Origin of the sequence: Vagococcus allomyrinae (assembly GCF_017829975.1) — a bacterium.
GTDB lineage: Bacteria > Bacillota > Bacilli > Lactobacillales > Vagococcaceae > Vagococcus_D > Vagococcus_D allomyrinae.
The window spans coordinates 461,408-485,523 of record NZ_JAEEGA010000002.1 but is presented as its reverse complement, the minus strand read 5'-3'; the positions used below and the strand labels follow the sequence as shown (position 1 = coordinate 485,523).

At 39.7% G+C, this 24,116-nt stretch carries 26 protein-coding genes; 14 read left to right on the top strand and 12 right to left on the bottom strand.

Annotated features, from left to right (window positions below; all coding sequences use genetic code 11):
* Positions 1-1,265 precede the first annotated feature (1,265 nt).
* The 4 genes from I6N95_RS26930 to dinB all read left to right on the top strand — a co-directional run bounded on the left by I6N95_RS26930 (position 1,266) and on the right by dinB (position 4,552).
* Complete coding sequence (locus I6N95_RS26930) at positions 1,266-1,814, top strand: hypothetical protein (protein WP_245249246.1); 549 nt, start codon at positions 1,266-1,268, stop codon at positions 1,812-1,814.
* Positions 1,804-2,358: a hypothetical protein gene (locus tag I6N95_RS04930; protein WP_209525245.1), complete on the top strand. Its 555-nt coding sequence runs from the start codon at positions 1,804-1,806 to the stop codon at positions 2,356-2,358. The genes I6N95_RS26930 and I6N95_RS04930 overlap by 11 nt, the downstream gene beginning before the upstream one ends.
* Positions 2,355-2,762: a hypothetical protein gene (locus tag I6N95_RS04925; RefSeq protein WP_209525244.1), complete on the top strand. Its 408-nt coding sequence runs from the start codon at positions 2,355-2,357 to the stop codon at positions 2,760-2,762. Before I6N95_RS04930 ends, I6N95_RS04925 begins: the two co-directional genes overlap by 4 nt.
* Before the next feature lie 683 nt (positions 2,763-3,445).
* A complete protein-coding gene (gene dinB / locus I6N95_RS04920; protein WP_209525243.1) occupies positions 3,446-4,552 on the top strand; it encodes a DNA polymerase IV in 1,107 nt (368 codons plus the stop codon).
* 151 nt (positions 4,553-4,703) lie between these two features.
* On the opposite strand, the gene I6N95_RS04915 is transcribed toward dinB, so the two are convergent.
* The 5 genes from I6N95_RS04915 to I6N95_RS04895 form a co-directional block, all read right to left on the bottom strand.
* Positions 4,704-5,687, bottom strand: a complete 984-nt coding sequence (locus tag I6N95_RS04915) for a GNAT family N-acetyltransferase (RefSeq protein ID WP_209525242.1) — start codon at positions 5,685-5,687, stop codon at positions 4,704-4,706.
* Positions 5,688-5,937: 250 nt separating this feature from the next.
* Positions 5,938-7,314 (bottom strand): PTS transporter subunit EIIC, encoded by a 1,377-nt coding sequence (locus tag I6N95_RS04910; protein WP_209525241.1) that lies wholly within the window; start codon positions 7,312-7,314, stop codon positions 5,938-5,940.
* A gap of 151 nt (positions 7,315-7,465) precedes the next feature.
* Positions 7,466-7,912, bottom strand: a complete 447-nt coding sequence (gene rpiB, locus I6N95_RS04905; RefSeq protein WP_209525240.1) for a ribose 5-phosphate isomerase B — start codon at positions 7,910-7,912, stop codon at positions 7,466-7,468.
* Between the two features lie 19 nt (positions 7,913-7,931).
* Positions 7,932-8,585: a ribulose-phosphate 3-epimerase gene (rpe, locus tag I6N95_RS04900; protein WP_209525239.1), complete on the bottom strand. Its 654-nt coding sequence runs from the start codon at positions 8,583-8,585 to the stop codon at positions 7,932-7,934.
* Positions 8,586-8,700: 115 nt separating this feature from the next.
* A complete protein-coding gene (locus tag I6N95_RS04895; RefSeq protein ID WP_209525238.1) occupies positions 8,701-9,711 on the bottom strand; it encodes a LacI family DNA-binding transcriptional regulator in 1,011 nt (336 codons plus the stop codon).
* Between the two features lie 247 nt (positions 9,712-9,958).
* On the opposite strand from I6N95_RS04895, the gene I6N95_RS04890 reads away from it, so the two are divergent.
* From I6N95_RS04890 to I6N95_RS04880, 3 genes are read left to right on the top strand one after another with little or no spacing between them, the layout of a single operon-like run.
* A complete protein-coding gene (locus I6N95_RS04890) occupies positions 9,959-10,345 on the top strand; it encodes an FMN-binding protein (protein ID WP_209525237.1) in 387 nt (128 codons plus the stop codon).
* Between the two features lies 1 nt (position 10,346).
* Positions 10,347-10,931: a TetR/AcrR family transcriptional regulator gene (locus I6N95_RS04885; RefSeq protein WP_209525236.1), complete on the top strand. Its 585-nt coding sequence runs from the start codon at positions 10,347-10,349 to the stop codon at positions 10,929-10,931.
* Between the two features lie 37 nt (positions 10,932-10,968).
* On the top strand, positions 10,969-11,880 hold the full coding sequence (locus tag I6N95_RS04880) for an alpha/beta hydrolase (RefSeq protein ID WP_209525235.1): 912 nt from the start codon (positions 10,969-10,971) through the stop codon (positions 11,878-11,880).
* Between the two features lie 100 nt (positions 11,881-11,980).
* Here the strand turns inward: I6N95_RS04880 and I6N95_RS04875 are convergent, their stop codons facing one another.
* Both I6N95_RS04875 and I6N95_RS04870 read right to left on the bottom strand, forming a co-directional pair.
* On the bottom strand, positions 11,981-12,439 hold the full coding sequence (locus I6N95_RS04875; RefSeq protein WP_209525234.1) for a hypothetical protein: 459 nt from the start codon (positions 12,437-12,439) through the stop codon (positions 11,981-11,983).
* Positions 12,440-12,486: 47 nt separating this feature from the next.
* Positions 12,487-12,996 (bottom strand): GyrI-like domain-containing protein, encoded by a 510-nt coding sequence (locus tag I6N95_RS04870; protein ID WP_209525233.1) that lies wholly within the window; start codon positions 12,994-12,996, stop codon positions 12,487-12,489.
* Positions 12,997-13,138: 142 nt separating this feature from the next.
* On the opposite strand from I6N95_RS04870, the gene I6N95_RS04865 reads away from it, so the two are divergent.
* The 4 genes from I6N95_RS04865 to I6N95_RS04850 all read left to right on the top strand — a co-directional run bounded on the left by I6N95_RS04865 (position 13,139) and on the right by I6N95_RS04850 (position 17,412).
* Positions 13,139-13,822 (top strand): response regulator transcription factor, encoded by a 684-nt coding sequence (locus I6N95_RS04865; RefSeq protein WP_209525232.1) that lies wholly within the window; start codon positions 13,139-13,141, stop codon positions 13,820-13,822.
* A complete protein-coding gene (locus I6N95_RS04860) occupies positions 13,819-14,733 on the top strand; it encodes a sensor histidine kinase (protein WP_209525231.1) in 915 nt (304 codons plus the stop codon). Before I6N95_RS04865 ends, I6N95_RS04860 begins: the two co-directional genes overlap by 4 nt.
* 68 nt (positions 14,734-14,801) lie before the next feature.
* Positions 14,802-15,506 carry an ABC transporter ATP-binding protein gene (locus I6N95_RS04855; protein WP_209525230.1) on the top strand — a complete coding sequence of 235 codons (705 nt, stop codon included), beginning with the start codon at positions 14,802-14,804 and terminating at the stop codon, positions 15,504-15,506.
* Between the two features lies 1 nt (position 15,507).
* On the top strand, positions 15,508-17,412 hold the full coding sequence (locus tag I6N95_RS04850) for an ABC transporter permease (protein WP_209525229.1): 1,905 nt from the start codon (positions 15,508-15,510) through the stop codon (positions 17,410-17,412).
* Positions 17,413-17,513: 101 nt separating this feature from the next.
* Here I6N95_RS04850 and I6N95_RS04845 read toward each other — a convergent pair whose 3' ends face one another.
* The 5 genes from I6N95_RS04845 to I6N95_RS04825 form a co-directional block, all read right to left on the bottom strand.
* Entirely contained in the window at positions 17,514-18,491 is a 978-nt protein-coding gene (locus I6N95_RS04845) for a MerR family transcriptional regulator (RefSeq protein WP_209525228.1), read from the bottom strand.
* Between the two features lie 70 nt (positions 18,492-18,561).
* On the bottom strand, positions 18,562-19,419 hold the full coding sequence (locus I6N95_RS04840; RefSeq protein WP_430727524.1) for a prenyltransferase/squalene oxidase repeat-containing protein: 858 nt from the start codon (positions 19,417-19,419) through the stop codon (positions 18,562-18,564).
* A 163-nt stretch (positions 19,420-19,582) separates the two neighbouring features.
* Positions 19,583-20,011: a GNAT family N-acetyltransferase gene (locus I6N95_RS04835; RefSeq protein ID WP_209525226.1), complete on the bottom strand. Its 429-nt coding sequence runs from the start codon at positions 20,009-20,011 to the stop codon at positions 19,583-19,585.
* A 139-nt stretch (positions 20,012-20,150) separates the two neighbouring features.
* Entirely contained in the window at positions 20,151-20,915 is a 765-nt protein-coding gene (gene map, locus I6N95_RS04830; protein ID WP_209525225.1) for a type I methionyl aminopeptidase, read from the bottom strand.
* Between the two features lie 52 nt (positions 20,916-20,967).
* A complete protein-coding gene (locus I6N95_RS04825; protein ID WP_209525224.1) occupies positions 20,968-21,354 on the bottom strand; it encodes a hypothetical protein in 387 nt (128 codons plus the stop codon).
* Positions 21,355-21,700: 346 nt separating this feature from the next.
* Between I6N95_RS04825 and I6N95_RS04820 the strand changes: the two genes are divergently transcribed.
* The 3 genes from I6N95_RS04820 to I6N95_RS04810 all read left to right on the top strand — a co-directional run bounded on the left by I6N95_RS04820 (position 21,701) and on the right by I6N95_RS04810 (position 24,077).
* Positions 21,701-22,150 (top strand): VOC family protein, encoded by a 450-nt coding sequence (locus tag I6N95_RS04820; protein ID WP_209525223.1) that lies wholly within the window; start codon positions 21,701-21,703, stop codon positions 22,148-22,150.
* 93 nt (positions 22,151-22,243) lie between these two features.
* Positions 22,244-22,525 (top strand): helix-turn-helix domain-containing protein, encoded by a 282-nt coding sequence (locus I6N95_RS04815; protein ID WP_209525222.1) that lies wholly within the window; start codon positions 22,244-22,246, stop codon positions 22,523-22,525.
* Positions 22,526-22,871: 346 nt separating this feature from the next.
* Positions 22,872-24,077 (top strand): PucR family transcriptional regulator, encoded by a 1,206-nt coding sequence (locus I6N95_RS04810; RefSeq protein WP_209525221.1) that lies wholly within the window; start codon positions 22,872-22,874, stop codon positions 24,075-24,077.
* Positions 24,078-24,116 lie beyond the last annotated feature (39 nt).

The following is a 24,116-nucleotide window of genomic DNA, read 5'->3' as shown; positions in this document are numbered from 1 at the left end:
TCTAAGGTCTCGGTAGTATAATAGTATTTGTATTCTTTCATTCGATCTTCAATTTCTTTTAAGGTCAAAATGTTCACCTCGCTTTCATATAACTTATTTATGCATCGCTAAATGAAAGTGTTTGATGCTGTATAAATAAGTTACTTTTTACAAATTAAAAGACAGCCAGGGAGTTTTATTGTCCGGCCGTCCGCTACCGATTTGAGATTGTGTAAAATATTGATTATAGGATTTTCAACAAAAAAACGAAGTTCGGCAGCTATCTTAAATTTAACGTATTATTAACGAACGGTCAAGTTTTTGTATCTTTACATAATAAAAAGCCCCTAAATATTTAGGGGGCTAGTAAGTTTAAGGACTAATTGTAGTGCAACAATCGTTACATAGAACGTAGGATTTTTTGCTATCTTCCCTATTTGCTCTACTGAGTGCCTCTTGCGGAGAGGCTTCGAAACCAACGAATGCTCGCTCAAGAATGTCATCAGTCAAAAAATTACATTCCTTTTTATGAATAACATGACTGGTTCCTAGCGTAGGTTCTTTTGTAGTGTAATAGTATCGATAGTGTTTAATTTTCTCATGAAGTTCAGGTACGCCCATGGTCTTCACCTCGCTTTCAAGTAAAATGGAACTACAAATAAAAGTTAAGGTGCCGTAATATACGGCCAAAGTGAGTTAGCGCTTAGTAATGGAGTACTAAAGCTATAATTTATTTATACAGCATTTTACGAAAAAATTCAAGACTTATAAATAGCTATTTTTAAAAAAATAAACAGGCTATTCTTTTGTTGAAGGATAACCTACGGAATTATTAAGGAGTATTTTAATGAACGATTATTCAAACAGATAGGCGAATATACGGGGAACGCTTATCTGTTTGCTATCAACAAATTATGGGAATGCAAAAATAGAGTGCGTATTTATTAGGTTGTATTGATAGCTTATTCAATATAGCATATTAATCAATTGGTGAGCGGGATTTTTCCTATATGAAAATTGCTTATTTTTTTACAGATTAACAACATGGTTTTTACCGTTTAAGATATTAAAATTTACCATTTAAACTTTTATTATTTCATTATACTGATATTAGGTTGGCAATTGACTAAGGATTATTACAACTTTAATAGGTTGTTAATACACTGTAAGAATGACAATTTTTCGACAGGAATGGCTTTATTTGGCTATTTATCATTGATAATCAAATTGCTTTTGTTTAGCTAATTAGAATAAAATCTAAAAAATGATACAAAATAGTTTTATTTGTGATACAATTTGCTTATAATGAAGATGATAAAGGTGATGTAATGAGTGATACTAAAATATGCTCAATTATACTAAATGAAAATGCAGAGTTAACCTTGGCTAGTGAGTTGATTGAAAATACCATTGTTAAAGATCCTTTTTTGGCAGATAATTTTCTTCAAATATTGAAATACTTGAAGGTTTATTCAATAAAAGATCAAGCAATAGTAAATAAAGATAAATCTCTGGCTACGTTACCTATAGAGGTAAGCCTGAAGAATCGAATGGGATCGTTACAGAGGTCGCAAATTGTAAAGGTGTTGTCTCATCATTCTTTTAGTTATGAAATTCGACTGGATGAAACTTTTTGTCATCATAGAATCATCTTTTTTCTATATAGTAAATTGAGCTCAGCATTCGCAATGACGTTCGGTTTTACTAAGGTTGATAACGATAAAAAATCAGACTACACAGACTTATGTGCAGCGGAAACTGATAGAATAGTTATTGATATAATAGAAAACGAAAATGATCACTATTGGTTAGGAGCTGATATAAATGAATCCTGAAAAATTTAATGATCTACTAAAAAAATATCAACCAGATTTATTTAATAAGGTTTCGGCCGAACAATCTGGATTGTCAGAAAAAATACTCAGCCTTCGAATAGATAGTGGTTTCGATATTCTCAAAATGGCGAAATTATTAGATTTAAGTCAAGAAGATTACTTGAAATATGAATTTGGTGATTTGGATTTTTCGATAGAAGAATACAAAAAAGTAATCGCAAAAATGAAGATATTTACCTCTAAAAATATCTTGCTTAATATCTCAAGTGTTTTGAATGAGTATTTGGAATCTGATATAAAAAACATATCTAGTAAGTCATTCGACTCCATTACTATTGAGGTACAGATAGATATTGAGACAGATGAATTTCAAGTAAGGATACCTCAGAAGAAAGAGGTATTCAATGTTGATGTCCGTCAAATAAAAACGAAACGTCCTTTCGTTACGAATATTAGGGAGATAACATCGAACCTTTTTAAACAAGAAGAGGTTGTGCTTCCGGATCGGAAGAAATTTAAAGAATTAGAGGTAGTAACATTATGAGTGAATCACTAGGTTTTAGCTTATTGAAACTTTCTGCTACTGAGATTGAGGTGAAATCAATTTCAAAAAAGAAAAATCAAAGTAGCACTTTATCAATTTCGTTTGAAGACACTGATGAATCTTTTGCGGAAAATGGACAGATTACAATACTTGCTGAAGTGAACTTGACGATTAGAAATTTTGATTTTAAAATTGAATTGCTTTCGGTTTTAGAGGTTGATAATCCTGAGTTATTAAGCTATGATAGCATAATAGTCACACATAAACATGAAATAACTAAGCCTGTTCTCTTAAAGGCGAGTAATCTTTTGGCTACTTTAAATGATCAAGTAAGTGAATACCCAATCCTTATTGATCTTCATGATATACTAATCAGAAGAGAGAAAGAGGAACTAGCTAAATAAGTTAGTTCCTCTTTTTATTTTTGCATAGATTAAGAATTGTTATTTTACAATGGTAATATTGCCCCATTGAATGCCCCGTTTTATTTATATAACTATAATATGGTATACACGATTTAAACTCAAAAAGCTAATGTGTAGCGTGAGAGAGACGATCATGTATACCTATAAAATTTGTAAATAAATCGATTTGATGACCACTAAAATTGCCAGTATCTTGGATATTAGATAAGACCTAAAAATGTTGTTTACCTAAAAGTTGCCTAAGTGTAAAGGCCCACCTAAAATACCTGACTTAAGATCAGAGGTTTTAGGTGGGCCTTTTTATGAACGGTTTTATTGATATCGTTAAATGAACTTTTAAGTAAACAGACAAGCAAGCGAATGATTGTCTATCTGTTTGCTACCAATAAATTATGGGGATGCATATATAGAATGTTTTAGTGTAAGAGGTTCTATCGATAGCTAGTTAAGAATATCACAACTCCGCTTGTTCGTAAAGGGGGTTATGTAGGTTAATCTTGTTTTTATGTTTATTATAACGATAGGAGTAAGAACTTAAAACTTAATGTAGGTCTTTTTGTTTATTATAAATAACAAAACAAGATGTTGGACATCAGCAAAGTTCTTGAGTTGCCAAAGGAACGTTTGTTCGAGTATAATAAAGAGGAACAGGAGGTGAGTCAATGACAACGGAAATGCGGTTTCCTTTAAAAAAAGATACATCACGAAAAATCATTCATTTAGACATGGACGCATTTTATGCCTCGGTCGAAGAACGAGATCATCCAGAATTAGTAGGGAAACCGTTGGTCATTGCTCGCCATCCACGAGACACAGGGGGCAAAGGGGTGGTGACAACTGCTAATTATGAAGCTCGAAAATTCGGCATTCATTCAGCCATGAGTGCGCAAAAGGCTTATGAACTCTGTCCTGACGCTAACTTTGTCCAAGGGAATATGGCTCACTATCAGGAAATTTCCGCTCAGATTCATCAAATTTTTCATCGGTATACCGATGTGATTGAGCCTGTGGCCTCTGATGAAGCCTATTTAGATGTGACGGAGAATAAAATAGCCGGTAAAAGTGCCATTCGTATTGCTCGGATGATTCAATTGGATATTTGGCAAGAGTTGCATTTAACCTGTTCTGCAGGAGTCAGCTACAATAAGTTTATTGCTAAATTAGCGTCAGATTTTCAAAAACCTCGAGGGTTAACAGTCATTTTGCCAGAAGATGCAGAAGATTTTTTGCGAAGTTTGCCGATTGAAAAATTTCATGGCGTCGGGAAAAAAACAGTCCCACGAATGCATGAATTAGGTATCTTTACAGGGGATGACTTATACCAGCAAAACGAAATGAGTTTAATTCAAGAGTTTGGCAAAATGGGGTATTCTTTGTATCGGAAAGTCCGTGGCATTCACGATTCTCCAGTTGAACCTAACCGAGTTCGTAAGTCCATTGGCCGAGAAAATACGTTTGGTAGACCGTTAATCACCGAGGAACAAGTTGTCAGTCAGTTGCGTGAATTGGCAGACAGCGTGGCGCGGTCTTTAAAAAAACATCAAAAGCACGGCAAGACAGTGGTTTTGAAAGTTCGTAATACGGATTACGAAACCATTACAAGGCGACGAACGCTTCCAGAGTATGTTAATCAAGGAGAGGATATCTTTTTTCAGGCAAACTTAATTTGGGAAGAGTTAGGTGAGTTGGAACAAGGGATCCGCCTGTTGGGAATTACCGTAACAAACCTAGATCCTTTAGCATATGAGAATATGGTATTGCCACTATAAAGACTGGTCTATTTGGATTAAGAAAGGTAGCCAACATACACTACGGGCACCGTTCGTAGTTACAAAAAACGTGTGTCCCATGGGAAACCAGCTACTCTTGGTTTCCATGAGGCACACGTTTAGTTTATCTTATGTCGGTGTCACTTTGGAGCTAAAAAAGAGCGATCTTTCCCAACATATCAGTGTCTATTTGGCGCGTCAAAGCGTAGGAAAAGTTGTCGAAATGGTTGTCCCAAAAACCGCGAGCCGTGGGATTGATTGTTCCATGTGTGACGAATAAGCGCTTTACGCCAATTTTCAATAACTCGTCATTGGCAAACTTCAGTAATGCCTCACCAATTCCTTTGCCACGATATTGAGGCTCGATAAAGACATCTCCCATGCTCATTGCGTCACCATCATAAGCGGCAAAACCATTGTCTACAGGCTCAGCATTTATCATGCCGATGAGTTTGTCCTTATCAAAAACGGCAAAAATTTTCAGTGTATCTGAAAGAAAATCGTCAAAGCGATTTTCAATAGGTAAGAAATCCTGACAATGATAAAATACTGGGCTCAAGCGTAGATGATTGATTAATTGTCGATACAATTCAATGATCGTATCCTGATAGGCCAGCAATTCCTGTTTGTCGACTTCTCTAAAAACATAGTCAAGTGGCTCAGCATGTATCGATGAATGCACATCTCTTACGACATCTGTTGTGTCCATTGCAAAAGAGCTTGCAATATAGGTCCATAAAACCTCTGAATCATGGGCATAGACATTGATGTTCAAGTGTTGGACATAGTGCTCGCACAAGTTGGCAGCTAAGCTTGTAAAGAGCTTCCCAATAACTTTGCCACGCTCCACGTGTCGGATACCATAACCGTATAGTGGTGATGTCGCTTCTTTCTCTCCAGTATGATTGACGTCAATGCAGCTGAAAGCTAAATATCCGACGATCTTGCCATTTTCTAGAGCCATACAGCCTGTGCCGTCAGTAAGTAAGGACTTAAGGTTATTAACAAAGTAAGACCGCTCAACGTTTGCTTGCAAAGCGCCAACTGACGTTCTTTCTAGATAGTAGTTATCCAGAGCTAACTCAACAAAAAAATCAAAAAAGTGTAAATCTATTGGTTTAATTTCGATACTCAATGGTTCTCCTCCTAATAGATGGAGAGTTACTTGTTTGCATCCCTCCAGTTGTTGTGTGTATACATTGGCTTCATCATTGTCATGTGAGATCACCCTTTCAATTGTTTTTTCTACAGAAAATCTGTTTCATCCTGACAATGAGATGATTGCCGTTGCTAACAAGAGAAGCAGATTTACGTAGAGTATACGTTTATACTAGCATAAAATATCCTTTAACCCAAGATCTGATTGTGTTTAAATGACCATGCTATTAAATTACGTCCTCCTCGAATCCCATAAGATAAGTGGCTATCGCTGATACCGTAAAGCAAATAGCTAGCCCAATGAGATAGTGGGCTAATGTTGGGCCGATAAATGCGGGAATTGTCGTCAAACCGCCAAAAACAAAGGCATTGGCGATGACCTGATTAGCCCCCATATAAGCACCGCCAGCAGCTCCACCTATGATGGAAGCGATAAACGGTTTCTTTAATTTTATCCCAACGCCGTAAATTGCCGGCTCAGTAATACCTGCAAAGAAAATCGATAATAGCGCTGAGGTGGCAAAGGAACGCATTTTGGGATTTTTAGTCTTTAAGATAACACCAAAGGTCGCGCCAGCTTGCCCAAAGTTAGCGGCTGCTGTTAGGGGGACAATTTTATCAAAGCCTATCGTGCTGATATTACTGATCATAATGGGATTAACTGCCCACTGTAAGCCAAAAACCACAAAGACATTCCAAATGCCACCAATTAGTGCCCCAGCGATCAAACCGTTGGATTGGATCAACCGGTTAATCGTTCCAGCAATCCATTCGCCAGCGTAGACTCCGAATGGGCCGAAAACAATCACGGTTAAGGGAACGATTAAAATTAAACCGATTAACGGAACAAAAATTAATTGAAGGGCTGTGGGAATCCATTTTTCCAAGAAGCGTTCCAGATAAGAGTAAATCCAAATAGCTAGAATAATTGGAATCACAGTTGAACCATAGTTCATTAACACGACGGGGATCCCTAAAAAAGTTGTCGTGGCACCGTTACCAATATCGCCCATCAAATGAGTGAAATCTGGGTGCATCAAAGCACCGCCAATCACCATTGCAATATAAGGGTTGGCTCCAAATTTGCGAGCCGCTGTAAAGGCTAGTTCAATTGGCAAAAAATAGAAAACAGCAAGTGACGCGGCTGAGAGAATTCCGTAGGTGCCAGAATCAACTGAAATTAAGCCGAATTGCTCCGCTAACATCAATAATCCTCTTAAAATTCCCGATCCAGCAAGGGCTGGTAAAAGGGGCGTGAAGATGCCTGAAATTACATTAAAAAAACCAGCAATAGGATTTTTACTTTTTAGCTGAGCTTTAGTCTGTTGGTCTTCTAAGCTGATGCTTGAGTTTACGGATGCCCCTAAAATAGTTTCCAGCTCACGGTAGACCTTATCAACATGTGTCCCGATGATAATCTGATATTGGCCACCGCTATCCATGACAGAAAGAATGCCATCGTGGTTTTCCAAAGCAGCAGTATCTGCTAAGCTTTTATCTTTTAATTGAAATCTAAGGCGAGTAGCGCAATGAGTGGACTGATTAATATTTTCTCTCCCACCAAGGTGTTCTAAAATAAATAGTATGAGTTCTTCGTAAGTCATGATGTTTCCTCCTTTTAAATAAACCAAAAAGTTGTTGATGCTTTTTATCAGATAATGTGACGCTAGCATTGGGAGCTACCCACGTTCATGGTTTTTAATCTTTTAGTCGTTGAAAATGAGAATCGTGGGAATACCTCCTTCAGCTTTTTTATTACCGGTAATCTTTTTCGATCTGACTAATCATCTGGAGACGATCGCCGTGTCGGCCACCTTCAAATGTTGCGGCTAACCAATTTTCAACAATCATGATGGCCATATCAGGTCCAATAACCCGTGAGCCGAATGCTAGAATATTTGTGTTATTATGTTCTTTTGACAATTTGGCCGTGTAAGGCTCGCTGCATACGACGGCGCGTATCCCAGGGACTTTGTTAGCAGCTAATGAGATCCCGACACCTGTGCCACAAATTAAAATACCGCAGTCAACTTCCTGAGAGGCGACTTTCAGAGCCACCTCCTTACCGTAGGTTGGGTAATTCGCCCTCTCTGCTGAATAGGCCCCAATATGGGTAACCGTGTGTCCCTTTGTTTTTAAGTAGTCAGTAATGGTTGGAATTAAGGTTAATCCCACGTGGTCATTTCCAATGGCAATTTTCAAAATAGTCTCTCCTCGTTTTTTATTTTTTCAAACGCTGAATAATTTCAGCGTACGCCTCTGCTTGGTTAAAAAGGGTCGATGTTCCTAAGACAAATCCTTCAACACCCAAAGGGTTCAATTCTCTTATTTTTTCTTCTGAAATCGCCCCATCCACCATCAGATGAAAGGTCCAGTTGTGTTGGTGTTTTATCTCTGTTAACCGTCTAAGCTTATCGGTTACCGAGGCAAGATAGGACTGGCCAGCAAAGCCTGGGTTGACCGTCATGACCATTAAATAATCAATCAGCGGCAATAACTCTCGCACTACTTCAATAGAGGTTCCTGGGTTGATCGCAATTCCCACGCCTTTCTTTTTTTGCCTAATCTTGTCAATCGTTCGCGTTGGATGTGTGTCAGCTTCTGGGTGGAAATAAATAATGTCTGCTCCTTTATCAGCGAAAAAGGCCACATAATCGCCAGGTTGCTCGATCATCAAATGAACATCGACCAGTTTAGTGGTTGTCTTGCGAATCACGTCAAAATCTTGTAATCCCATTCCAAAGTTAGGGACAAAACGCCCATCCATAATATCAACATGGAAAATATCACTTCCCGCCGCCTCTAATAGTTTGACTTCTTGCTCTAAGTTGCCAAAATCAGCACACATTAGGGAGGGACAAATCATTAATACCATTCTGTTTTCCTTCTTCCTTTTGAGTAAACGATTACTCAAAGAGTAACTCATCTAACTCATTTTTAGTTTTTATAACAAGTTGAGTAATCGATTACTCAACCCTTAAAAGAAAAAGCTAGGCCGAATCTCTGACAATCAGCTCGACTGGCACTCTCTTTTTCTCAATAACCCCGTCATTACCATTATCTATGTGGATCATTTTTAGCAGCAAGTTGGCGGCCTCTTCAGCTAGTTCAGGAATGTTCTGTGAAATAGTAGTTAAGCTTGGTTGCAGGATTTCACAGATATCATCATTGTCATAACCCACTACCTTTACCTGAGTTGGCACATGGACGCCGTGATCTTTTAGGCCTTGAATAATGCCCCAAGCCAACCAATCATTTGTGGCAAACACCCCATCCACTGGCTGCGTTTGTTTGACTAGCTCTTTGGCGATGTCAACACCGCGAGCATAATTTGATAAGTCTTTTCTATCAGATAGTAACAGCTGATAATTGACATTGGGATGTTGATTTATTTCATTAACAGCACCTTCCACCCTTTTTTGAATGGAGGAAGGACCATCACTCTTGCTGACAATGGCGATTTGTTGGCAGCCCTCTGAAATCAAATGTTGACTTGCAACTGTCCCGCCAGTTAAGTTGTCAGACTGGACAAAACCAACTTCGCCCTTAACATTAGGGTTACGGTCAATACAGACTAAGGGGATTCGCCGAGACATCACACTTAGATCAAGATATTCTTGCCCAGAGATACAAATTAGTCCATCGACTAGTTTGGCATCCAACGCTTTTAGATAGGCCGTTTCCTTAGCCGAGTCCTTATCTGTTGTACAAATAATAGTTGAATAACCACGAGTAAAGAGGGTGGCTTCAATTTGATTGATTAAATTAGCGAAAAACCCATTTTTGATATCAGGTACGATCATTCCAATCGTCGTAGAACGCTGACTACGCAAAGTTTGGGCAATGGAATTAACCTGGTAATTATTTTCCTTAATGACTTTTAACACTTTTTGTCTGGTTTCTTCAGAAAAACGCCCATTATCATTTAAAACACGGGAGACGGTGGCCACTGAGACGCCTGACAAGGCGGCAATTTCTTTAATAGACAGACTTTTTTTCATTTGGTGACCTCCTTGGGTAATCGTTTTCCTAAAGTTAGAATATCATGAAAGCTTTTTTATGTAAAGTCCTTTTTTCGTTTAAGGCGAATCAAGGTTATCGTAGATAAGTTGATTTGGCTAATAAGGAATCCAGCTATTAGTGACAATTACTTAAAATCAGTCTCGAGTCTGATGAAGGCGACGATAACTTAGTGCTATACTTTTAAAAACGAGACATCTCTCGTTTTAATACGAGAGGAGACACAACATGAAGAAAAAAATTGTAATCGTAATGGTAGCGCTAGGTGTGATTGGCGCAGGTCTGTATGGTGGTGCTTATCTAATCTATCAAACGAAAGTCAAAAATATTGAACTGACTCATCCAAGTCTGAAAGACGTGGCAGATGGTCAGTACACAGGAGGAGTTAATGCTATTTTTGTGCAAGCCACTGTTAAGGTGGATGTAAAAGATCAGCAAATCACAACTATTGAGTTAGTTAAACATGTGAAAGATCGAGGTGAAAAGGGAGAAGGTGTGGTAGCGGAAGTCCTTGTTGCTCAAAGTACAGATGTTGACACTGTCAGTGGCGCTACCAACAGCAGCCGTGTTATTTTAAAATCAATTGAAAATGCCTTGGAAAAAGGAGTCGACTAAGATGCCCAAAGTGACAGAAGAACACAAGGAGAACATGCGTCGGAAAATTAGAAGGAGTGCCAAAAAATTATTTTTGGAAAAAGGTTTTCGGGCAGTGACGATGAAGGATATCGTCACTGCGTCAGAGTTGAGTTTTGGCGCAGTCTATTCTTATTATAGCAACACCTCAGATATTTTTTTAAAGCTAAAAGAAGAAGAAATGTCAGCCGATCAGGAAGATTATCAGCGGATTTTTAACGCCATTAGCAAGTCTGCGATCATTGAAGACTATTTAGTTTTTTTGACTAAAAGACTGGCTAACATACATGAAACGTTGATTCCTGCTACCTATGATTATTTAACCTATGTCGAAAAAGGAACGCATCATAATGAAATCAGTGAGATTGTCTACAAGCAAATTGACGAACAACTCCAGGGGTTTTTCCAGCAAACTGAGCTAGTTAAGGAAGAAGAGATTATCAACATAACGGCGTTTTTAGCTGTTTATGTGGAAGGACTTTACTTTCAACAGGCGTTTATCGAAAAGCCGGCGACTGAAAAATCCCTTGAAAGCTTGAGATATCTACTCAACAAATTATTATTGTAAACTAATGACAGGCATTTTTGAGAAAAGAGGTAGTACGATGTTAAGTAGCGAAGCACAAACAGCGATTAATAAAATGTTAATTGATCGAGAAAAAAATGGTCATTACGCGTTAACAGAGCCACTTGAAAACCAGCGAAAGGAATGGGAAGACAGTGCAAAAGAGGTCCGTTTCCCCGCCGATTTAATCTGTCAGGAACAGACTATTGCTGAGGTGACAGGTGAGCGGATTAGCCTGAAGGCAATGCCTCAGAGGGCTAAAGACCAGCTGATTCTGCATTTTCACGGAGGAGGACTAAATCAGGGATCAGCAATTACTCACCGGAAATTAGGAGGGCTGATCAGTCGTCATACGGGAATTCCCGTCTTTATTCACAACTATTCACTGGCGCCTGAGCACCCCTTTCCGGCAGCTTTAGTAGATACTGTCAAGGTCTATCAGACATTACTAAAGACATATTCCCCTGAAATGATGGTATTTGGTGGTGACTCATCAGGGGCTAGCTTATTGTGTAGCACATTGCTGTATCTTAAGGCGCAACAGATTGACTTGCCTAAGACTGTGTATTTGTTGTCGCCTCAATTAGACAACTGTTTTACTGGGGAAACCATGCTGACCAATCAAAAGGCAGACCATCGGGTTTCACTGGCGGATTTAGCAAACTGTGTCGAGGATTATCGTGGTCAGAAGCCTGTGGAAGATCCGTTGATTTCCCCCTTATATGGAGACGTGACTAACTTTCCCCCCACCTTTATTCAAGTAGGCAGTTCAGAACTTTTGTTGAGTGACGCCACTCGGTTTGAACAGCGACTTAACCAAGCAGACGTCGCAGTAGAGCTCGATATCTGTCCGGATATGTGGCATGTCTTTCAAAGTAGCGGTGATAAGATTCCCGAGGCAAAAGAGGCTTTGGAACGGTTGGCCCATTTTGTAAATCGGAAGATGAGATAAGGAGCATATTGAAAAAGTTAAGGCATAATGCTTGTACGAGTTGTTATGATTTTGAGCATCCCAAAAACATCCTGTCAGATCTAACAGGATGTTTTTAGGTCTATTTAATGTCATCGATTGATTCTGTGATGATCCAGTCGTCCATATTTTTTTCACGACGGTATTTAAAAGGCTCAATGGCTTCCAGTTTATCAATCTCAAAAACCGCTAAAAACTTTTTACCAGCCCAGCGTTTATACTGGTCTTTTGACAGGTTAAGTTCTTTTTCGTAAGTATTGACAAACGTGACAGACTCATCAGGCGTCATCTTTTCCGTTTCAATGACATTTGTGATGATGCCACGGTGAGTGACCATCATATCGCCCCCAGTTTCAACAAAATAGACAATGTCATCTATTTTAGCTCTGCCGCCTAAGGGGGATTTTCTGCCAGCGGCTCCGCGGATAAGCATCTTTTTTTCTTTGTTTAGCATTTTTTCCAATTCTTTGGCTTTACTGTTCAAATAGACTAAATGTTCAGCGCGGCCTTCTTTTGGTTGGTACCATTCACTGACTGCCATTCTATCATCTCCTAGGTTCATAATAATGAGTATATCACGATTTTAAGTTAGGAAACAATCACCTCTTTCTTTGCAACTGGCGCCCAGATTTCCACCTCATCCCCTGAGCCGTAAACTTCTAAATCAGGTGCAACTGATAGCATTTTTCCAGTTTGATAACCAGAGTTTAAAAGCTGGTAGTCTGATTTTGGTGCCCACTTTCGAACAATGTTTCGTTGTGTTTGGCGATTGGTTTTTAGTGTACAAGGAAAAACTGCCCAAGTCATAGCAGGAACTAGATAGTCTGTTAAGTTTGCTGGTGTCTCAGAATTTGTTGCGACAGCAATATAATAATCAAACTTTTGGCTGTCAGTTTCGTCAACATTATAGACACTTGCTCCAATTAAACCAAATGGTTGCCGACTCATAAAAGGCAACAAGCTTTCTGGTTTGTTTTCTTTGATCATTTTTTTCCAGAAAGCTGGGCAATCGCGCATTCCCTTCATAAATGAATTGGTTGAGCGAATGTGGTACCCCATTAGTTTAAAGGTGTCTAAATGTTCAATTCGATAGTCCATAGGTGTCACTCCGTTTCAGTTGTTTTGTCCAGTGTAACTCATAAGTGAGCTGAAAACCTCGCATTTTCTGGCAAGAATGGTCAGGTTTAAACTTACCTGTGCTTGCTTTACGGTAACATTTGCCTCATGGTACAATTAAGTCATGAAAACAACTTATAAGATACTTTTAGTGGAAGATGATCGAACCCTTTCTGCCACCCTTACCTATAATTTAGAGCAAAAAGATTGGGCAGTGACCTGTGCTTATACCTTTCAAGAAGGAATGGCTCTTTGTCATGATGACTATGATTTATTTATTTTGGATGTTAATTTACCAGATGGAAATGGCTTTAGTCTCTGTCGTGAGGTTCGCAAAACCAGTGATAAACCAGTTGTCTTCCTTACAGCTAATGATATGGAAGCTGATAGCATTCAAGGATATGATGTCGGAGCCGATGATTACATTACCAAACCATTTTCAATTGCGGTTTTTTTGAGGAAAATCGATGTCTTGTTTAAGCGGTTACTGCCACAAAAAAATCAGCGTTACTCAGATGGTTATTTAGACGTGGATTTAACTGGGATGACGGTCAGTTGTGGGGGGCAGTTAGTCAGTTTATCTGCTTTGGAGTTTCGCACATTGCAGCTTTTTATCGAGAATCGTCGAGCGGTCCTGACCCGTCAACAATTGCTGCAAACCTTATGGGACGATGAAGGAGACTATGTGGATGAGCATGCGTTGACCATGGGCATTAGCCGGTTGCGGAAAAAAATTGAAGACCAGGACCATGTTTACATTAAAACGGTGTATGGGTTAGGTTATATGTGGGTAGGTGAAAAGACATGAATCAGGTTATTTGGCTAGGCATTGGTTTAGGAATGATGATGATGTCAGTAGGGGGGATTTATTACACACGACGTCAACTTGTGAAAATTATTGGCCAAATTGACGCTCAAATTGATAATCTTACAAATGGCAATAAAATCGATGCTGAGCTAAACGATGAAACCTTAACAAGCAAGGTTTTCTTAAAGCTTAAACGGCTCTCGGAAATGCTGGTGGCTCAACAAACCGCCAGTCAGCAACAACACCAACAAATTCAACAGCTAATAGCCGATATTTCCCATCAGGTTAAGACACCGATTGCCAATATTAAAATGCTGAACGACACCCTTTTGGAGCAACCGCTAGCTGAAAACAACCGCCAAGAGATGCAGAGGCAATTGACGGGGCAAGTGAATAAACTGGCAGAATTGGTTCAAGGTATGTTAAAAGCATCACAATTAGAAACTGGCGCTGTTGTCGTCCAGCCCAGTGAACAACTGTTGCTAGGAACCCTTGGACAAGCGATCAGCGACATTGGGGTTCAGGCGGAAAAACGCTCGATTGAGATTCATGTTGAGTGTCCTGAAGTCATCGTTAAGCATGATCCTAAGTGGACAGCAGAGGCTTTTTTTAATCTGTTGGACAATGCAGTGAAATATACACCGGTAGGAGGAACCATCCAGATTGTCTGTCAGCCCTTGGAACTCTACACGCGTATTTCTATTACCGATACAGGAATGGGAATTTCAGAGGACGAACAGGCTCAAGTTTTTCAACGCTTTTATCGTTCGCCAAGTGTTAGTCAGATTGAAGGGGTTGGGATTGGTCTTTTTTTAACCAATCAAATCATTCAGCAACAAGGAGGCTATTTAAGGATGACTTCCGAAGTAGGCGCAGGTACGACCTTAGACGTGTTTTTGCCGAATCATTAATTTGGTGAGATTTCTGTGATATTTGCTGTTTATGCTAGGGGTATCACAAAAAGAAAAGAGGAAATGATATGAGCATATTACAGACAATCAATCTAACGAAACACTATGGCAAGGAAGGAAATCTCACCAAAGCATTAGACGGCATTAGCTTGAGGGTGGAGCAAGGCGAGTTTGTCTCAATTGTGGGAACATCGGGAAGTGGGAAATCAACGCTGTTGAATATGATGGGAGGACTGGATTACCCCACAGCGGGTCAAGTAATTGTGGACGGCATAGACTTATCACAATTGTCAGATGATAAATTAACCGTTTTTCGGCGCCGCAATATTGGCTTCGTTTTCCAACATTTTAACTTAGTGCCAACTTTAAATGTCTTTGAAAATATTGTCTTACCTTTGCAGCTAGACGGTGCCAAGTATGATAAAGCCTATATTAAGGAAATTATTCACCTACTGCACTTGGAAGGAAAGGAAGAAAATCTGCCAGGAGCTTTATCAGGAGGTCAGCAACAGCGGGTGGCCTTAGGACGAGCCTTAGCAACCAAACCGGCGATTATCCTCGCCGATGAACCTACGGGAAATTTGGACAGTAAAACCAGTTTTGACGTCATGGGCTTATTGAAGTTAAGTGCCCAACGATTTGGCCAAACGATTGTCATGATTACCCATAATGACGAGTTGGCACAAATGACGGATCGGATTGTGCGAATTGAAGATGGGATCATTAAACAACGAAAGGCCCCACTTTCTCATGCTGTAAAAGGAGAGTGGTAAAATGAATCGGAACGATAACCGCTCTGTTATTAAGTTGTTAGCCAGACGAGGCAATCAAGGGAAGGCTTCGCGAAACGTCGTGGCAATTTTAGCTATCGCCTTAACCACCATGATGTTTACCACTGTTTTTTCAATTGGCTTTTCGATGTTGGACAGTTTAGCTCAACTAGGCATTGCTGCCTCATCAAGCACTCAAGGACTGTTGATTGCTATCATGGTTATCCTGTCTATTTTAGTCAGTGGTTACTTAATTATCTCCAATATTTTTGAGGCTTCAGTGACGCAAGATATTCAGTATTATGGGTTATTAAAAACCATCGGCACGACGAAAACGCAAATAGGGCGCTTGATTCGTCAGCAAGGCATCAGTCTTTGCCGCAAAGGGATTCCTTTAGGCTTGGTGGCAGGCTTTGTTATTAGCATGGTGGTGGTACCACTGGTCTTAGTCTCATTTGAAGCGAAACATGTGTTATCGTTAAATCCCTTGATTTTTATTGGTGCCGCTCTTTTCGCAATTTTGACCGTTTTAATCGCCACCAATAAACCTGCCAAACTAGCTGGCAAAGTCTCGCCAATGCAGGCCTTGGCCTATGTGACGGATGAAACTAAACAGCAAGCATCAGCCAAAAAATCGACGAAGACCTTAACCCCCAAAATCATGGCAAAAAATAACTTAGAGCGCAATAAAAAGCTTAATTTCCGCGTGATTCTATCGATTACCCTTGGCTTCACCTTAATGAATACTTTTTATGTCTATCAAAACAGTTTTGATCAGGACGCTTACGTTGACGCCTTTATCGGCAGTGATTTAGCGATGCAAGTCACAGATAATCAACAAGCACTTCCCAAATCACTGGTGGATATGAACCTTAAAGGCGTTGTCACTGGGGGGGATGTTTATTACACGGAACAATCCGCGGTGTTGAATTCGGATGTTAAGACGCGTCTTCTCAATTATTATCAACAGGAAGGGCCTCGTTCATGGTTGGAAAGTACAGAGGCAGCCATGACACAATACGATCAACTAAAAGCGACAGGTAGGACCGATGTGGGGATCTTTGGTGCCGATCAGTTTACGGCTTCAATGGGAAAGATCTTTTTTGGGGAGCTAGCTGCAGAACAGTTCCAAAAAGGCAATTATGTGATCGCCTTTGCCTTAGCTGATAACGGTGAAGGCAGTCTTCATTATGACGTCGGCGATCAGATTGAACTGGCAGGCAAGTCCTATGAGCTAATGGCAGTCATGGAACCTAAAGCGACCCTCTTGGACATCGGCAGAAGTGCGTTTGTCTCTGAGAGTAATGGTTTAGATATTCACTACATGATTTCCGCTGCTAATTTTAAGCAAGACTTTCCTGAGGGCAAGCGAATTAGTACCTTTGCTAATACTAAAAATACCTCAACAAGAAAGAAACTGCAAAAAGAATTAAGTCAATCCTATCCAGACTATCACGTTAGTTCTCAAGAAAGTTTTCAGGCGCGTTTTCAGTCACAAGTGCTGGCACAAGTCATTCTTGGGTATACGTTGGGGATTATTATGGCAGTGATCGGCATATTGAACTTTGTGAATGCCATGTTGACGGCAATCATCACCCGAAAACGCGAATTTGCTGTCCTGGAGAGTATCGGGATGACTAAAAAACAGCTTAAGGAGATGTTGATTCACGAAGGCTTAACTTATGGATCAAAAGCGATTGTCCTAAGCTTGCTGTTATCGATTGTCGTCGCTAATAGCTGGGTGGCCAATAGCGTCTCTGATTCGTGGGTAGCTGCTTATCACTTCTCTTTAGCGCCTTTTTTAGTCATCATCCCGTTGATGTTATGCCTGGCCTATCAAATTCCGATGATCTGCTTTAAAGAAACACAAAAGAAAAGCTTGGTAACTCGCTTGCGAGAGACCAATTAGAATGAAGCCAAAAAGATAATCAATTGGAGAGGGGGCTCTTTGATTGATTATCTTTTTATGTCATACCACTTTTTTTAGCTTAATCAAAAAAGTAAACAAAACTACTGAGCATCTTTCAGTTTAATCGGTAAGTATCGTTGCATTTGTCGGTACCCAAGGCCTTTTTCGATGTCTTGTTGGTGCTGATTATCTTCATCCAAATAAGGCATGTTGAACATAAAACAACGGCTTTCATCTAATTCAAAATTTGTTCTCTCGATCCATTGGCAAATTTTGTCTTGAACTTTTCGGATGCTTTCATCGTCTTCGTCAATGCTGACCGCCATGGCGTACAAACCGCCAGGAAAGTCAATCAACTTAAGAGGATTGACATCTGCATCACTTACTTCATCATTAACAGCACAAATCATTTCCCCTTCTTCATCATTCTTGACCAATGTGAAATCCAGGCAATCAAAAATAACCGTTTTAAATGAGTGGTAATGCTGCCATAATTGAAACATATAACCTCCTTCTTTAAAAATCGCTTCCCAAGTATGTTCTCCAGAGGTCAGAGCTTTAAATGCTGGGACTCTCACGACCATGACGTCGGGAATTTTTTTATCTAATTGATCGGTTACTTCAATTAAGCGGTTAATATTAGTAGGTTTGCCGATGTAGTCAACATTCACAATCTGGGTTTCAATATCTTTTGCTTTGCTATAGAGCTGTTTAATATCTGAAGTATCCGCAAAATTTAATTGTTCAATCTCTTGGATGAAATCCAGAACGATCTCTTTCAACTCAAACAACAAGGCCACTTCATCATCAATTGTTGCGACTTTTTTACCCAATACATCTAAGACTACCTCAGAACCAGCGGCACTAAAAATCCGTTGAATGTCTTTGATGCTAATGTTTAATTTTCGTAAAATTAAGATTTGTTCAATTCTCCTAACAGCTTTTTCATCATACATGCGATACGCCACATCCTCATTGCGAATGCTCGTCAGCAGTCCCATATCTTCGTAATAACGCAAGGTACGGGCAGTGACATTATAGGTGCTAGAAACCTCTCTGATTTTGGCTAAATGAGTCATCCTCTTGTCTTCCTCTCTGTCGGTGATATGATTCCAGTATAGCGGCTTCCCTAAAGGAAGAGTCAAGACGCTAATCCAAATTTTTATGATTGGCACGATCACTTCTCATGAGGTTGTCGTTGATATCGTTAAATTTTTGAGTGGCCAACTGACTAGGTTCCCCTTTCTTGCAAAAAGAGAGCTTCCCTAGTTTAGGAACCACTCGTTCAACGATTAGCTTGCCATCTACGGATTTTTCAGCAAGCCGTTGATAGGCATCTGTAAATCGTTGATCCTGAAGAGCTGTTTGATAAAAAGAGAGCACATATACATAATAAAAGAGATTATATCCTCGAAATGGATACTCAGTTTGCATGAATAACGTGCCAATCCCATAATGACAAGGGCTAATTGGCCGTTTGATTTCCCAGTGGTGAAGCAGGAACTCAATTGCCTTACGGGTAACGGCCTCTTTTTCGGGAAATTCAAAAAAACGTAAACAATCTAGTATAATAAGGGTGGTATTAGGCGTTGAATAAGTGGTTTCTTCCCCGCGACCAAAACTATATTTGTGGCACTTCCAGCCGCCATCAACCTCCTGGATGTTTATCAAGAAAGCCAAGGAGTGCTGCAAGCGCTCATCAGAGGAATGGCCTAAGTAACAGAGTGTCTTGAGGGCCAATGCCACATGGCAAGGGTAAATAGCACCAGCTGGACTAATTTTAAACCGACCATCTTTCCTCCAAGTCGAAAAAATCAGGTCTGCCACCTTTGCAAACAGTGGATCTGATAATGGCAAGCCAAGCTCAAGCAGATAGAGAGGACTTTCCAACGTTGTGAAGGGGGCTCCTTTTAATAACTTAAGATCAGGCGTTGTCCATAAATCAAAGCCATTGTCTGTTTGATGAGACATTATTGCCTCAATATCATGTTTAAACTGGTTCATCATCAGTGCTCCTTTTTTTTACTAAAAGACCAAGCTTGAATTAGGTTGGCCTTTAACTCGCGAGAAAACGTTATCTTTTTAAATCGTACCGAAAACCATCATCAATTATTTACCACCACTGACTCTCTCGCTTTTGACAAGGAGCGGGTCAGTGGTGGAAATTAGGTTACTTTTTTAAATGGAGAATCGGATAGGGTTTATTAAAACCATCTGTGTCACTTCTTGAAGCGACTTTAAAGCCGTGATGTTGGTAAAAGGACAGTGCTTTAACATTTTGTTCATTCACATCGACCTGCTTAATGCCTTGATTCTCAATTAACCAGTTTAGAATGTGATGACCATAACCACTGCCAATAAAAGTTGGCTCCAGAAACAACATCTCCAATTCTTGTCCAGTATTTCCACTAAAGCCCACAAGCTGTGGCCCATCAAACCAAAGGCGTAACTCCACCTGATCTAAAAAGGTTGGAATCATCTGTTGATAAAAAACAACATCCTCGTCTAATAAAAAGGGATGAGTGGCTAAAACAGATCTTTCCCAGATTCTTAGAATGGCTGAATAGTCCTTCGGTACAGCTGTTTTTGAGGTTAACATGTCTTTTCCTGCTTTCTATTGTTAGTTGGTATCCTCCCCTTTCTACTTGTTAATTGATGATTCTCAGTGTCAAGCCCCAAGAGCAAAAGTAATTCATTGAGATCCCTCTATTCGTATGGTTTGCTCGTTTTGCGATCCATTAATAAGTGCCTTCTTCTCCTTGTGAAGTCAAAATAATTGGTCCATTTTGAGTAATTGCAATACTATGTTCGTATTGACAACTCAGACTGCCATCCAGTGTTCGGGCTGTCCAGCCATTGGCTTCCATCTGCATTCTCCAAGAGCCGATATTAACCATTGGCTCGATCGTAATGGTCATGCCTTCTTTCAATCGAATCCCTTTATTCGGCTCGCCATAATGAGCAAAAAACGGTTCTTCATGAATGGTAGGGCCGATGCCGTGAGCGATAAAATCGCGAACAACCCCATAGCCTTCTGCCTCGACATAGGTTTGAATAGCATGTCCAATATCTCCGACACGTTTACCGATTTGCGCTTGTTCAATGCCTAGATACAACGCTTTTTTAGTTACGGCCATTAACCGATGGGGTTCTTCAGGGACGTCCCCTACGGCATAGGACCAACAGGAATCAGAAATAGCCCCATTCAAACTGACACACATGTCCACCTTAATCAAATCACCGTCTTGGAGTTTCTTTTTTCTGGGAAATCCGTGACAAATTTCATCGTTAATGCTACAGCAAGTCGCATACTCGTAGCCTTCAAAGCCAATTTGGGCAGCAACCCCTCCATGACGTTCAATGTAATCGCGAGCAAAAGTTTCAATTTGCCAACTGGTTACACCCGGTTTAATAAATGATCGCAATTCTTTGTGGACATTTGCCAGTAAAGCACCTGACTCCGCCATTTTCTCGATTTCTCTGTTTGATTTCAATGTATACAATTAGCTGCCTCTTTTCTTTTGATGGAACTGCCTATCTCTTCGTCATAGTAAGCTATTCGATGATAAGCTTGCTATACTCTGTCTGGTCAGTTATGATGGTCTGATTGTAAACGTGTTTACCGACTAATGCCTTAAATTGCTTGATATCTGCCAATCCTTCGGCTGTCGATATCTCAATGATCAAGACCGGATTGGCAAGCTCGTCTTGGATAACCGCTGAAATAAAGCCGTAGTACTGATCCAAGAGGTCTTCTAAAGGGTATTGCCGATCGTCCCATTCACCCAATTCTTTTTCCAGTTCAAAGGACAGTGTTATGACGTAATAGCCTTTAAGGACGAGTTCATTTGAAAAAAGAGTTTGATAAATACCTTCTTCAATCAACTTGTAGTTGGTCGTATCCTGATACTTGGTCAATGTGACCATTTGAATCTGTTTCATGAGATTATTTCGCCTCCTTTTCGTGGCATAAAGCGCCAGTTGTCACCCTTTATTGTATCATAATTCTGTCATTTTTTTGTTTGTTAACCTCAAAGTTTAACAGGAGACACAATCAAAACGAAGGAAAAAGAGGTATATATATCATGTTAACTAATCAAACAGATAGTTCCCTTGGATAATTCGCATAATCATCCGCCAAGAGTGGCACTTTCAGCTTTTTTCTGGCTAAACGTTTAACGGTAAAGGATGATTATTTAATGGGAACTATACAGCTAAAAATGTTAGTTGACGAACGTATGTTCTGTATTGTATAATCAATCTACCAATAATGAAAAGAGGTTCTAACATGGCAAAATTATACCCGTACTTAACGTTTAACAATTCAAAAGAAGCACTTGACTATTATGGACGAGTCTTTGGTGCAACGAATATTCAGCGCGTTACCCCTCAAGTTGAGCAAGCAGCAGCTTTTAAGCTGACAGCCAGTGAGTTGGACAAGGCGACAATTCATGCTAGTTTCAGCATTTTAGGCACAGAGCTATTTTGTTCAGATTGTTTTGGGTATGAGATGACATCTGGCAATCAGATATCGATCATGTTGGACATTAACAGTGAAGATCCAGAAGCTGTTATTGAAGCAGAGGCTTTTTATCAACGGCTTGTTGAATCTAAAACAGTGACGGTCAGCATGCCTTATGAACCACAGTTCTGGGGTGGCAAGATGGGGGCTTTTACTGATCAGTATGGCATCCCTTGGATGTTGCATTCTCAGCCTTACTCTAAACAACAAAAGTAACCCTCCTCACGTGATAAAAGTCAGTAGCTGTTAATTCGGTGCTGACTTTTTTTAAGTTCACTAGATGACAGAAATGGAAGAGAGGGCATGAAAATGACACATAAAAAGGCATGGCGGCAACAGATGTTGCTGATTATGAGCGATGAGCAGTGGGAAATAAATCCTAAGAAAGTGGCAGAGGTTCAACGGCTTGCCAGATTACTTGAACAACTGACTATTCCTAGACAGGACTTGGAAAAATTGAGTTTAGGGGACTATGAAAGTTGGCTGTCCGGTGGGCATCCCAAGGCGGAAATTGCTAGACAACACGGCGTTTCACTGGCTACGTTAGGTCGATATATAAAAAAATTACGAGAAAAAAGGGCAGTCGGGTAACTTTTTCAGAGTGCTAAAAGCACTCTGTGTCCTTTGGGTGAAGAGCAGTATCTAAAACGAGTTTAAATCCTTTCTAAGCATTCGTAAGAGGGAAAATCGGAAAGGTGTTAATTATAAGTTGAGCTGGCCCACATTTCTTTTCTTAAATAAATAGACTATAATAAATTTAAAGAAGCTTTAAAAGGAGCTTTAAAAGGAGCCTCCTAAGTCCTGAATAAGAGCGCTCCTAACATTGTCTGATAAGTTGGACCAATTATGATAAATGAGGTGTCTCTTGTAAATAAAAGTTAGGTTGGATTTGTGATAGTTTTAACTTGTGTAAGGCAAGTAGAAAGGTGCGTAGGTCATGAAAAGAACCGTTCTAATTGAAGCGATGCTAGAATTGACTGGAAGTGATGAGGCAGATTCTCTTGTGAAAATAGTGGAATGTGTTTCTAAATATTACCAAATGCCTGTGTTAGTTTGTACAATTGATTATGTGCTTCTGGCCCAGTTTCCCAATAGCCCAATCAATGACGCTGGTTGGAATATGTTTTTAGAACAACAAATCGCTTCACCAGAGTACTTAAGGGAAGTCATGGATTCAGAGTTGATGTCTCAATCATTTGAAGCTAACACCGCTTTTTTTAGCGAATCACAGGTATCTAATCACGAGCCGCGAATCATTTCGCCGATTAGAATAAACCAGTCTGTTGTAGGATATTTAGTTATTTTTTGGAGAAAAGATCAAGTGTATTCAGCAGAAGAACAGGAACTGGTATTGTCGATTTCGTTGGCAATCGCCATTGAATTTAGAAAAAGATCGACTGGAAATTTCACGGTAAACCCAGCAACAAATTTATTTCTAAAAAATTTGTTGGAAGGACGTTTAGTGACCACACCAGATATTGAACAATGGGGAAAGTTAGCAGATGTGGATATCGGAGGGCGATATGGCTTGATTGCTGTTATTCAACCCAATTCGACTGAAACCAGCCTAAAACAATTATTAGTTAAACTTAACCTGACGGTTGATCAAGGGCCTGCTCAGATCCTGTCTATCGCTTTACAAAATCGTGTATATCTACTAGTCACGCGCATAGAGAGCAAAGAAGAGCTATTGCCTATTTTTCACATGTTAGAAGAGAATCAGTTATACTATGGAGCAAGTGAATTATTTAGCGACTTGCTAACCATCATGATGGTTAAAAGACAAGCGGATGATACAGTAGCCTATGCTGAAAAAAGGCAACAAGCAGGGCCTATTTTTTACGAAGACGTAATGTTGCCAATTTTACTTGAACGGATGGAACATGTATTTTCAGAAAATTTTTATCACAGTTCATTAGCTAAAATAAGTCATTTTGATCACCAAAATGGCACGCCTTACTACGACACATTGAAGCATTATGTGTTAAATTTTTTTAGTATCAGTGAAACAGCTAAAGAGCTCTTTATTCATCGAAATACGATGACCTATCGCTTAGCCAAAATTTCTGAAATAAGTGGGCTCAATTTTAACGACCCTCAAGTAAAAGTATTGTTATTGATGAACATTTATTATTTGAAATAAAGGATTGTGAGTGAACGGAGCATTGGGCACGATGCACAA